Annotated in this window: 10 protein-coding genes; 2 read left to right on the forward strand and 8 right to left on the reverse strand. The window is 64.5% G+C overall.

Annotated elements, in window-relative coordinates; translation table 11 throughout:
* Window positions 1–36: 36 nt before the first annotated feature.
* From NLM33_RS06160 to NLM33_RS06175, 4 genes are read right to left on the reverse strand one after another with little or no spacing between them, the layout of a single operon-like run.
* On the reverse strand, window positions 37–777 hold the full coding sequence (locus NLM33_RS06160; protein WP_254095227.1) for an amino acid ABC transporter ATP-binding protein: 741 nt from the start codon (window positions 775–777) through the stop codon (window positions 37–39).
* A gap of 11 nt (window positions 778–788) precedes the next feature.
* The gene (locus NLM33_RS06165) at window positions 789–2309 is read right to left on the reverse strand and encodes an amino acid ABC transporter permease (RefSeq protein ID WP_254095228.1); all 1521 of its coding nucleotides are present in this window, start codon (window positions 2307–2309) and stop codon (window positions 789–791) included.
* Window positions 2306–3511 carry an amino acid ABC transporter permease gene (locus NLM33_RS06170; protein WP_254095229.1) on the reverse strand — a complete coding sequence of 402 codons (1206 nt, stop codon included), beginning with the start codon at window positions 3509–3511 and terminating at the stop codon, window positions 2306–2308. The genes NLM33_RS06165 and NLM33_RS06170 overlap by 4 nt, the downstream gene beginning before the upstream one ends.
* A 25-nt stretch (window positions 3512–3536) precedes the next feature.
* Complete coding sequence (locus tag NLM33_RS06175; protein WP_254095230.1) at window positions 3537–4553, reverse strand: amino acid ABC transporter substrate-binding protein; 1017 nt, start codon at window positions 4551–4553, stop codon at window positions 3537–3539.
* A gap of 369 nt (window positions 4554–4922) precedes the next feature.
* Here NLM33_RS06175 and metC point away from each other — a divergent pair, with 369 nt between their 5' ends.
* Entirely contained in the window at window positions 4923–6116 is a 1194-nt protein-coding gene (metC, locus tag NLM33_RS06180) for a cystathionine beta-lyase (protein ID WP_254095231.1), read from the forward strand.
* Between the two features lie 135 nt (window positions 6117–6251).
* Complete coding sequence (locus tag NLM33_RS06185; protein WP_254095232.1) at window positions 6252–7946, forward strand: Na/Pi cotransporter family protein; 1695 nt, start codon at window positions 6252–6254, stop codon at window positions 7944–7946.
* A 228-nt stretch (window positions 7947–8174) separates the two neighbouring features.
* Here NLM33_RS06185 and NLM33_RS06190 read toward each other — a convergent pair whose 3' ends face one another.
* The 4 genes from NLM33_RS06190 to NLM33_RS06205 form a co-directional block, all read right to left on the reverse strand.
* The gene (locus tag NLM33_RS06190; protein WP_027527070.1) at window positions 8175–8513 is read right to left on the reverse strand and encodes a lipid-A-disaccharide synthase N-terminal domain-containing protein; all 339 of its coding nucleotides are present in this window, start codon (window positions 8511–8513) and stop codon (window positions 8175–8177) included.
* Window positions 8510–9241 carry a glycosyltransferase family 2 protein gene (locus tag NLM33_RS06195; RefSeq protein WP_254095233.1) on the reverse strand — a complete coding sequence of 244 codons (732 nt, stop codon included), beginning with the start codon at window positions 9239–9241 and terminating at the stop codon, window positions 8510–8512. The genes NLM33_RS06190 and NLM33_RS06195 overlap by 4 nt, the downstream gene beginning before the upstream one ends.
* A 63-nt stretch (window positions 9242–9304) precedes the next feature.
* A complete protein-coding gene (locus NLM33_RS06200) occupies window positions 9305–10144 on the reverse strand; it encodes a phosphatase PAP2 family protein (protein WP_254095234.1) in 840 nt (279 codons plus the stop codon).
* A 1-nt stretch (window position 10145) separates the two neighbouring features.
* Window positions 10146–11888 (reverse strand): glycosyltransferase family 39 protein, encoded by a 1743-nt coding sequence (locus tag NLM33_RS06205; protein WP_254095235.1) that lies wholly within the window; start codon window positions 11886–11888, stop codon window positions 10146–10148.
* Window positions 11889–11909 lie beyond the last annotated feature (21 nt).

Genomic DNA, 11909 nt, shown 5'->3' on the forward strand with positions numbered 1-11909 from the left:
GGCACGGCGCGATGCGCCTTTGCCCACCCTACAGGATCACCGCAGGATCTGGCTCAGGAACAGCTGTGAGCGCGCGTGCTGCGGGTGGGCGAAAAATTCCTGCGGCGTGTTGGATTCGATGATCTGGCCGGCATCCATAAACACCACGCGGTTGGCGACTTCCTTCGCAAAGCCCATCTCGTGGGTCACGACCAGCATGGTCATGCCCTCCTTGGCGAGGTCGACCATGGTGTCGAGCACTTCCTTGACCATTTCGGGGTCGAGCGCCGACGTCGGCTCGTCGAACAGCATCACCTTCGGGTTCATGGTCAGCGCGCGCGCGATCGCGACGCGCTGCTGCTGGCCGCCGGACATCTGGCCCGGAAACTTGTTGGCCTGGTGCGGGATTTTCACGCGCTCCAGGAATTTCATCGCGGTTGCCTCGGCATCCTTCTTCGGGATGTTGCGGACCCAGATCGGCGCCAGCGTGCAATTGTCGAGCACCGTGAGATGCGGGAACAGATTAAAGCTCTGGAACACCATGCCGACCTCGCGGCGCACTGCGTCGATGTGCTTGAGGTTCGGCCCGAGTTCGATGCCGTCGACGACGATCTCGCCCTCCTGAAATTCCTCCAGCGCGTTGATGCAGCGGATCAGCGTGGACTTGCCTGAGCCCGACGGGCCGCAGATGACGATGCGTTCGCCCTTCTCGACCTCGATATCGATGTCGCGCAGGACGTGAAAGTCGCCGTACCATTTGTTGAGGCCGGAAATCTTGACAATCGGACTAGTGGACATGGTGACCTTGTTCAGTTGCGGCGATGGGCGTTGAGCCGGTTCTCGACGAAAAGCGAGTAACGGGACATTCCAAAGCAGAAGAGAAAATAGAGGACTCCGGCGAAGGCGAAGCCGGTGAAGGCGGTCGACGGCGTCGACCAGACCGGGTCGGAGAAGGATGCCCTGAGCGAGCCGAGCAGGTCGAACAGCGCCACGATCGAGACCAGCGAGGTGTCCTTGAACAGGGAGATGAAGCTGTTGACGAGGCTCGGGATGACGTGGCGCAGCGCCTGCGGCAGCACGATCAGCGAGGTGGTCTTCCACCAGGACAGCCCCAGTGCGGAAGCCGCCTCCCCCTGCCCGCGCGGCACCGCAGCGAGCCCACCGCGAATATTTTCGGCCTGATAGGCGCCGGTGAACAACGCAATGCCGATCAGTGCGCGCACCAGGCCATCGACCGTGAAATTGCCCGGCAGGAACAGGGGCAGCATGTAGGTGGCGAAGAACAGCACCGTGATCAGCGGCACGCCGCGCCAGAACTCGATATAGGCGATCGAGAAGATCCGGATCAGCGGGATCGTCGAGCGGCGTCCGAGTGCCAGCGCGATGCCGATCGGCATGGAGGTGACGATGCCGGTCACGGCAACCACCAGCGTCACCAGGAGCCCGCCCCACAGGCGCGTATCGACGATCGGCAGGCCGCCGTGATCGAGCCCCATCAGCTTGATCACGATCGCCATGCCGATAAAGGTCGCTATGCTTGTTGCGAGCGCGCGCCAGCCGGTGCGCATTCCCCCGCCGAGGAAGAACAGGATCAGCGAGACGACGATGGCCGTGATCGCGAAATCGATCCAGACTGACTGGCTACTCGCCTGGATCTGATCCCGCAGCCAGGTCAACGGGAGGATCAGCCACTGGATCGCAGTGCCGACCAGCACGATGAAATTGCCGACGACCCAGAGCAGCGGACCGATCGCCGAACTCTTGCCGAGGCCGACCAGCACCTGCCCCGCGCCGATGACGCTGTCGTCGAACAGTTGCAAGAGGCCCGCGGTCCAGCTGAGGCCGAAACCGGTGATGCCGCCGCCGTGCATCAGGAAGAACGCGACCACCGGAAGGGCGAAGAAGAACAGGCCGGCATTGAGTCCCTTCGCCGGCAGGCGCGGAATGAGCAGCGGGAGCAGGAGGACGGCCGCCAGGATGAAGGTCAGATTGACCCGCCAGCGTTCCGCCTCGGGATAGAAGCCGTAGATCAGCTGCGGGAGCTTCGCCTGGATATAGGGCCAGCAGGCGCCGACCACATATCCGGCATTTTCGGGCAGGCACGCCGTACGGTCCTTGCCGGTCCAGACGGCGTCGACCAGCAGGAATCTGAGGGCGGGAATGACGGTGTACCAGAGCAGCAATGCGCCGAGGATCGTCAGGAGAATGTTGGTCGGCGAGTTCAACAGGCGCGTGCGCACAAGGCCGACGAAGCCGGTGGTCTTCACCGGCGCAGGCCGCTCGGCAACAATATCCTGGCGAACGAAGGATGACGCGGTGATATCCGTCATGCTCCCAGGCTCCGGTTGATGCGCCAGCCATAGACGCTCATGACGGCGCTGGTGAAGAGCGAGATCAGGAGGTAGACGGCCATGGTCATGGCGATGATCTCGATCGCCTGCCCGGTCTGGCTCAGCGACGTGCCGGCGAACACGGAAACCAGATCAGGATAGCCGATCCCGACGGCGAGCGAGGAGTTCTTGGTGAGGTTGAGATACTGGTTGGTCAGCGGTGGCACGATGACGCGCATGGCCTGCGGCACGACGATCAGCCGTAGCGTGGTGCCGCGGCTCAAGCCCAGCGAGGATCCCGCCTCCATCTGTCCCTTGTGCACGGACAGGATTCCGGCGCGCACGATCTCGGCGATGAAGGCGGCCGTATAGGTCGACAGCGCCACCGACAGCGCCACGAATTCCGGGATGATCCGCGAGCCGCCGGCAAAGTTGAAGCCCTTGAGTTGCGGCAGCTCGAAAGTGAAGGGCAGACCAAACACCAGCGTGGTGAGGAGCGGAAGCCCGAACAGGAGGCCCAGCACGTAGGGCCAGATGCGGATCATGTGGCCGTATTGATACAGCGCACGTCGCGCATAAAAGCGCAGCGCAAGCGACGCAACGATGCCGAGCCCAAGCACCGCCATGAATGGCGCAAATCCGCTCTCGCCGATCGGGCTGGGAATGACCAGTCCGCGATTGCTGATGAAGGCGATGCCCAGGAGCGAGATGCTCTGCCGCGGATTGGGCAAGGCCGCGAGCACCGCGAGATACCAGAACAGAAGCTGGAACAAGAGCGGCAGGTTGCGGATGATCTCGACATAGATCTCGCCGACGCGCGATAACAGCCAGTTGGGCGAGAGCCGGCACAGCGCGATGACGAAGCCGATCACGGTGGCGAAGACGATGCCCACCACCGAGACCACCAGCGTGTTCAGGAGTCCGACCACGAACACACGCAAGAACGTGTCCGAGCCGGTGTAGGGGATCAGGGTCTGATTGACGTCGAAGCCCGCATTGTTCCTCAGGAATCCGAAACCGGCAGCAATGTGCTGGTTTTCTAGGTTGGCGCGGGCATTGGAGATGATCTCATAGGCCATCCAGCCCAGGATCGCGGCGAAGGCGAGCTGGACGGCGACGCCGTTCCAGCCAGCCTTACCACCGAGAGCGCGCCTCAGCTTCAGCGCGATCTGCGGTGGTGGTTTACGGGCCTCGGTGCTCATCGCCGCAAACCGTGGGCTTGATCAATCAGCGGATCGGCGGCGCGTACTGGAGACCGCCCTTGTTCCAGAGACTGTTGAGGCCGCGGGCGATGCCGAGCGGCGAGCCAGCGCCGACGTTGCGGTCGAACACCTCGCCGTAATTGCCGACCAGCTTCACGACCCGGACCACCCAGTCCTTGGTCAGGCCGAGCTGTTCGCCGAAATTGCCGTCGGTGCCGAGCACTCGCTTCAATTCCGGATTGTCCGACTTCGCCTTCTCGTCGACGTTCTTGGAGGTGATGCCGAGTTCTTCGGCCGTGACCATCGCAAACAGGGTCCATTTCACGATGTCGAACCACTGATCATCGCCGTGGCGCACCATCGGGCCAAGCGGCTCCTTGGAGATGATTTCCGGGAGCACCATGTGGTCGTTGGGATTGGCCAACTTCAGGCGATTGGCGTAGAGGCCCGACTGGTCCGTGGTGAAGACGTCGCAGCGCCCGGATTCATAGGCCTTGACCGTCTCGTCGTTGGTGGCGAACGCGATCACCTCGTACTTCATGTTGTTGGCCTTGAAGTAGTCGGCGAGGTTCTGCTCGGTGGTGGTACCGGTCTGGACGCAGACCGAGGCGCTGTTGAGTTCCAGCGCCGAATTCACCTTGAGCGACTTCTTCACCATGAAGCCTTGGCCGTCATAGTAGTTCACGCCGGCGAAATTGGCGCCGAGCGAGGTATCGCGCGAGATCGTCCAGGTGGTGTTGCGCGAGAGCATGTCGATCTCGCCGGACTGCAGCGCGGTGAAACGGTCCTTGGCGGACGTCGGCACGTATTTGACTTTCGTCGCATCGTTGAAGATGGCCGCCGCGACCGCGCGGCAGAGGTCGACGTCGAGCCCGGTCCAGTTGCCCTTGTCGTCCGGCGACGAGAAGCCCGGCAGGCCCTGGCTGACGCCGCAGGACACCATGCCCCTGTCCTTGATGGTCTTGAGCGTTTGCGCATGGGCGGCCGGGGCGGACAGGCCGGCGGCGAGAGCAAGGGTGAGAACCAGAGTTACGCGTTTCATGGGCTGAAGCCTTTCAAGGGCGTCGCGTTGGGGGCGACGTGCGGTCGTCTCTAAGGGCGTATGGGAACGTTCGTCGAACATCATTCGCTGAACATCGTGCAAGCTGTGGGCCAACCCCGTCGATCCCCTGCCGAAAACCTTTGGACGCCAGGCTGTCAGGCATGGTCCCTCGGGCGGTGGATCGAAGAGTCGCGGCAAGCCCCTCAACATGCGGCGACAGAATAGCACCTGCGCATCACAGAACGACTGGCGAGCCGGGTCAAGGGGTTGACGGGACTCTTCTGTGATCTGTTATTACCAGTTGCGGTCGATCCGCCGTCCCGCGCGGGGACTTTCCGCGCCGACCATCCCAGTTTTGAAAGCACACGCATGGATTCTTCTGCGGGCGCGAAGCCCTTCTCGCAACATCCCGACACCCGGCTGGTGACCTCCGGCCGCGACACCAAGGCGCAGAAGGGTTTTGTCAATCCGCCGGTCGTGCACGGTTCGACCGTGCTCTATCCGACCGCCGAGGACCTGCACGCCCATCGCGGCGAGTTCCAGTACGGCCGCCACGGCACTCCCACCACCAAGGCGCTCCAGGAGACGCTGATGGCGCTGGAGGGGCCCAACTGCGCCGGCGTCGGCATCGCGCCGTCGGGCCTGGCTGCGATCACCACCACCCTGCTCGCGGTGCTGAAGGCGGGCGATCATCTGCTCGTCTGCGACAACGCCTATCGGCCCACGCGCAATTTCTGCAACGGGCTGCTCGCGCGCTACGGCGTCGAGACCACCTATTTCGATCCGTTGATCGGCGCAGGCATCGAGGCCCTGTTCAAGTCCAATACGCGTGCGGTGCTGGTGGAAGCGCCGGGCTCGCAGTCCTTCGAGATGCCCGACATTCGCGCGATCGCCGAGGTCGCGCACGGCCGCGACGCGCTCGTCATCGACGACAACACCTGGGCGACGCCGCTCTATCATCGTTCGCTCGACCAGGGCGTCGACATCAGCATGCAGGCTGCGACCAAATATATCGGCGGCCATTCCGACATCATGTTCGGCACCATCTCCGCCAATGCCAGGGCCTGGCCGCTCGTGACCGAAGCTATCCGCCTGCTTGGCGTCTGCGCCGGCCCCGACGACGTCTTCCTCGCGTTGCGCGGCATGCGCACGCTGTCGGTGCGGCTCGCCCAGCATTATCGCTCGGGCCTGGACATGGCGCGCTGGCTCGCCACGCGGCCCGAGGTCGCGCGCGCGCTGCACCCCGCGCTCGAGACCGATCCGGGACACGCGATCTGGAAGCGCGACTTCACCGGCGCCTCCGGCCTGTTCAGCATCGTCTTGAAGCCCGCGCCGCAGAAGGCGGTCGATGCCATGCTCGATAGCCTCAAGCTGTTCGGCATGGGTTATTCCTGGGGCGGCTTCGAGAGCCTTGCCATCCCCTTCGACTGCGACAGTTATCGCACGGCAACGAAGTGGGCCCCGGGCGGTCCGACGCTGCGTCTGCACATCGGGCTCGAGAGCGTCGAGGACCTCAAGGCCGATCTCGATCGCGGCTTTGCTGCCTTCAACGCGGCAATTTGAGCATCGAGATTGGGCATCCCGCCTAGCAAATGCGCCGTAACAAAGGTTAGTGCGGGCGCGTTGCAACAAAATCGTTGATCCGCGATCGTTTGGGAATAGCCTGACCCTTCGACTCAATTCCGAAGGACGCGGAGCATGGGAAGCATGGTTCTGCTCGACTTGATGGGCGGCGTGGCGCTGTTGCTGTGGGGCCTTCATATGGTCCACAGCGGCATTTTGCGCGCTTTCGGTCCCGACCTGCGGCGGCTGCTCGGGCGCGCGCTGAGCAATCGCTTCAGCGCCTTTGCGGCCGGGCTCGGGCTGACCGCGCTGCTCCAGAGCAGCACGGCGACGGCGCTGATCACGAGCTCGTTCGCGGCGGAAGGCCTCGTCAGCCTGGTCGCCGCGCTGGCCATCATGCTCGGTGCCAATGTCGGCACCACGCTGATCGTGCAGGTGCTGTCCTTCAACATCGCGGCCGTGGCTCCCGTCTTGTTCGTGCTCGGGCTCGTCGCCTTCCGCTCGGGGCCGCGCTCGCGGATCAAGGACATCGGCCGCGTCTCGATCGGCCTCGGCCTGATGCTGCTGTCGCTGCACATCCTCCTGGATACGCTGGCGCCAGCCGAGAACGCCCCCGGCGTCCGCGTCGTGATGTCGGCCATCACCGGCGATCCGGTGCTCTGCATCGCCATCGCCGCAATCATCACCTGGGCGGTGCATTCCAGCGTCGCCAGCGTGCTTCTGATCATGTCGCTGGCCTATTCCCAGTTCATCTCGCCCTTTGCCGCCTTGGCGCTCGTTCTCGGCGCCAATCTCGGCAGCGCGATCAATCCCGTGTTCGAGGGCGCACGGCGCGACGATCCGGCCAGCTACCGTCTGCCGGTCGGCAATTTGATCAATCGCGTGGTCGGGATCGCGCTGGTCCTGCCGTTCCTTCAGGCGATCGCCGACCAGCTGCACATCTGGCAGCCGGATCTTGCCAAGATGACGGCCGCCTTTCATATCGCCTTCAACATTGCAACGGCCGTGATCTTCATCGGGCTGCTCGACACCCTGTCGCGCCTGCTGACCTGGCTGTTTCCCGATCGCGTACGGGAGGAAGATCCTGCCCGCCCGCGTTATCTCGACGAGACCGCGCTCGAGACCCCCTCCCTGGCGCTGGCGGATGCCGCCCGCGAAACGCTGCGCATGGGCGATCTCGTCGAGGTCATGTTGCGCAAGGTGATGGCGGCGATGATGACGGGCGACCGCGCGTTGGTCGACCAGGTCTCGAAGATGGACAACATCGTCGACAGCCTCGATGAGTCCATCAAGCTCTACGTGACAAAGCTGACGCGCGGTAGCCTGGACGAGGGCGAGGGCCGGCGTGCCATGGAGATCATCTCCTTCGCCATCAATCTCGAGCATATCGGCGACATCATCGACAAGAATTTGAGCGAGCTCGCGACCAAGAAGATCAAGCGCCGCTTCCAGTTCTCGGCCGAGGGCGCCGAGGAGCTGGCAGCCTTCCACAAGCGGACGATGGACTCGCTGCGCATCGCCTTCGGGGTGTTCATGTCGGGCGATGCCCACGAGGCGCGCAAGCTGCTTGTCGAAAAGTCCGCACTGCGCAACACCGAGCTCGCCGCCGTCGAGCGGCATCTCGATCGCCTGCGCGAGGGGCGCCCAGAGACCATCGAGACCACCTCGCTGCATCTGGACGTGCTGCGCGACTTGCGCCGCATCCACTCGCACATCTGCTCGGTGGCCTACCCCGTGCTCGATGCAGCCGGCGAGCCCTACCGCAGAAACGAGGCTGATGAGGCGGCCGCCCTTCCCGCGTCCGGCGCGGCGTCCGCGCTGCTGCGCTAAAGCATGATCCGGAAAAGTGCGAAGCGGTTTTCCGAAAAGATCATGCTCAAGCAATAACCTAAAGCGCGATGACGATTCATCCCAATCTCATCGCGCTTTAGTTTGTTCGATACGCCTTATCTACCAGATGCTTAAGGCTTACGACCGGCGATCGCCGATCTACTTTGCATGGGGTTGTTTTCGACATCTTTGTCGGACGGGCCACGAAATCCCCAGTCCGAACCCCGATCAGCGATCCAGCGTCTTCGAGGCGCGGCCGCGGTTTTTCACGATCAGCATGATGTTGCGGATGTAGATGATCGTCGCGAGCGCCTGTCCGAGGATGATGACCGGCTCGCGCTTCACGACGCCATAGACCAGCGTCATCAGCCCGCCGCCCATGGAGCAGAACCAGAAGGCCATCGGCACCACGCTGTTTCCGGCGCGCTCGCTCGCGATCCACTGCACCAGAAAGCGCGCCGTGAAGAACAGCTGCGCGACCAGGCCGAATGCCAGCCAGAAATCGAACTTGGCGACGAAGACGTCGTAGAGATAGTTGCTCAGCGCCTGGCCATATTGGATGATCATGCCTTCACCTCAGTCACATCTGGTGTCGGCTTCTTACGGCGGATCAGCCACCACACGCCGGCGAGATCCATGATCCCGATCCATAGCCGGTCGAAGAAACCGTAGTTTGACACGCCGGCGCGGCGCGGCCGGTCGATCACGTCGACATAGGCGATCTCGAAACCCTCCCGGCGCACCAGCGCCGGCAGGAAGCGATGCAGCCCGTCGAAATAAGGCAGCATCAGAAACACTTCGCGGCGGAAGGCCTTCAGGCCGCATCCGGTGTCGCGCGTGCCGTCCTTCAGGATCGTGCCGCGCACGCCGTTGGCGATGCGCGACTGCAACTTCTTGAAGCCGGTATCCTTGCGCCCGACCCGCTGGCCGGCGACGAGACCGACGCGCTCGCTTTTCTCGACCGCCGCGATCAGGTCCGGCAGGAAGGATGGATTGTTCTGGCCGTCGCCGTCGAGCGTGGCCACGATCGCGCCGCGTGCCGCCCGCACGCCGCTGCGCACGGCCGCCGACTGCCCGGTCGACTTCGCATGGCGGAGCTGACGCAGATTGCCCCGCTGCTTCATGATGGCCGACAGGCGCTCGCCGGTCGCATCAGTCGAGCCGTCATTGACGTAGACGATCTCGTAGGCCCAGCGGCCATCGAGCGCAGCGCCGATCTCCTCGATCAGAGGCGCGATATTGTCCGCCTCATTGCGCACGGGGACGACGATGGAAACCGAGGGCTGGAACGACAAATCGAGGCTCGTGGTTGGAATTGACCCGCGGCGGGAACCGGTCCGGGCGGCAGGCAGCCGCTTTTATGGGGCGGATGCCCCGTGGGCAACCCTTTTGAGGCGGGCGAACACCGGCCCCGGAAGCGCCACGATCGCCCCGTCGCTGCGGATGGCGAAGCCGAGCCGGCGCGCCGCAAACCAGTAGCGTACCGCCATGGCGCCGACGATGCCGATCAGGGCGCCGGCCACGACGTCACTCGGATGATGGGCGAGCAGCACCAGCCGCGTCAGCAAGATGACGATGGCATAGGTGAACATGAACACGCGCAGGCGCGGCCAGAGCGCGCTGACCGCAAACGCCAGCGCGAACGCGGTGATCGCATGGCCGGAAGGAAGGCTGGCATGAGCTTCCGTTCCATTGAAGGGAATGAAATTGAAGGCGTTGGCCTTGCCGCCGACGAAGGGCCGGCCGCGGCCGATGACGAATTTCAGGATCTCGCCGACCAGCACCGAGAAGAGCACGGAAAAGAAGATGAACTGCAACCGCGTGCCGAAGCCGAGCAGCAGCGCCCGCGAGGTGCCGTGCCTGCCTGCCGCGACCAGGGCCACGGTCACGAGCGCGGCGGCGAGCGCCGTCAGCACATACTCGTCCTTGCCGAAATCGGTGAGGATCTTGATCGGCCACAGGCCGGGCGTGCCGCGCGCGGGCATCATCTGGATCTCGCTCATGTCAAACGCGAGCATCAGCGCGATGATGAGGGCCGCGCCCGCAGCACTCAGCCACAGCGAATGCAGCGCCAGCCGGCGCGCCGCCTCCGCGCGCCGCGAATGCGAGGGCGTGCGGAGGAGCTGCGCCAGCGCGCGGCCGGAAACCACGAGCAGTTGCCCGCCATAGCCGGGGCGATGTGCAACGTCGGCCGGCATCTTACTCGGACCCCTCCGAGCGGAAGATCGCGATCGAGATCGCCCGCCCTTGCGAGAAATTGTAGCCGTCGATGCGCGAGCCGACGCGGTAGCGCAGCCCGATCGCCTCGGCGCGCTGGACGAAGCTGCGCTCCGAACGCTGCTCAATGAACGCAAAGCGGCAGCTCCCCTGCTTCAGGAAGTCGGCAGCACCCGAGCCGTCGGTCAGCAGCGTCGACGTCCCCGTCAGGAAAACGAGGCTCGGCTCGTGATAGCCGGCGGCGGCCGCCTTCGGGCCGACGCAGCGCACATTGCGCAATTCGCGCGCGATCTCGACGCTCGGAAACAGCGGCGTCAGCGACGGCAGGACCAGGCCCCAGACCACGACCGCCAGCATCAGCGCCGCAACCAGCGCATTGAGCAGCGAGCGTTCGGCGCGGTTGTTGTCGTAGAGCCACCAGGCGAACAGGCCGAAGATCAGCGACGCCGCGATGAACGGCCAGGCGGCGAAAGCCGGCTGGCGCGTCAGCATGACCGCGCCGACGACCGCCATGATCGAGCCGAGCGCAGGGATCGCGAACCACCAGGCCGAGCCGCGCATCAGCCAGGAGCGCGACAGCACGCGACGCTCCACGGCACCGGCCGTGAGGATCGCGATCGCAGGATAGAGCGGCAGCACGTAATGCGGCAGCTTGGTCAGCACAGCCTCGAACACGATCCAGGACGGGATCAGCCACGCCAGCAGATATTGCGCGCCGGGCTCGCGCCGTGCCCGCCACACCGCCGGCGCCGCCATCGCCGCCAGCGGCGCGCCAGGCCAGAAGGTGATCCAGAACAGGACCAGATAGAGTCCGGGCGGCGCGCCGTGGGATTCCTGGGCGCCGAGCTTGCTCAGCATGTCGCCGCCGACGGAATCGGCGAAGAAGACATCGCCCGCGCGCCAGAAGATCGCGATGAACCAGGGGAGCACCAGCACCAGCACCCACATCAGGCCCCAGAGCGGGCGCAGCCGCCACAGCCAGGATGCGTCGCGGTCCTGGATCGCCAGCACGATGATGGTGAGCGCTGCGAACATCAGGATCAGCGGCCCCTTGATCAGGATGCCGACGGCGATCGCGGTCCAGAAGATCGCGGGATAGCTCCACGGCGGATGCGCCTCGTCCTCGCCGCGCTGCCAGGCGAGATAAATCCGCCCCATCGCGCCCATGGCCGCAACCACGGTGAAGAGCAGCACCGCATCGGTCTTGGCAAGCCGTGCCTCGACGCCGAGCAGGACGGATGCGCACATCATCAGCGCCGCAAGCACGGCGGCGCGGCGCGTGACGAAGCCGAGTGCGGTCCAATAGGTCATCAGCACCGCGCCGATCGCGCCGACCAGCGACGGCACCCGGTAGACCCAGATGCGCAATTGGGCGCGCGGCAGGCCGAGCGCGGACGCGGTGTGAACGGCAGCCGATTGCAGCCAATAGATGCCGACCGGCTTCTTGTAGCGGACGTCGTCCTGGAAGCGGATGTCGACATAATCGCCGGTCTCGACCATCTGCTTGGTTGCCTGCGCAAAACGCGCCTCGTCGCGATCGACCGGCGGAATCGTGAAGAAGCCGGGCAACAGCAGAAGCAGCGCACAGATCAGCAGGAAGCCGATTGCGCGGGCGTGGCTGCCGGTGACGGCGTCGATCACGCGCACGAACCGGCTGCCCGGATTTACGGGGGTTTTCGGCTCGCGCGGCTCTCCGAAACTGGGGCGGGCATAGGTCTCGACCATTGGTTCCGCATACGCTGAAAC

Origin of the sequence: Bradyrhizobium sp. CCGUVB1N3 (assembly GCF_024199925.1) — a bacterium.
Classification (GTDB): domain Bacteria; phylum Pseudomonadota; class Alphaproteobacteria; order Rhizobiales; family Xanthobacteraceae; genus Bradyrhizobium.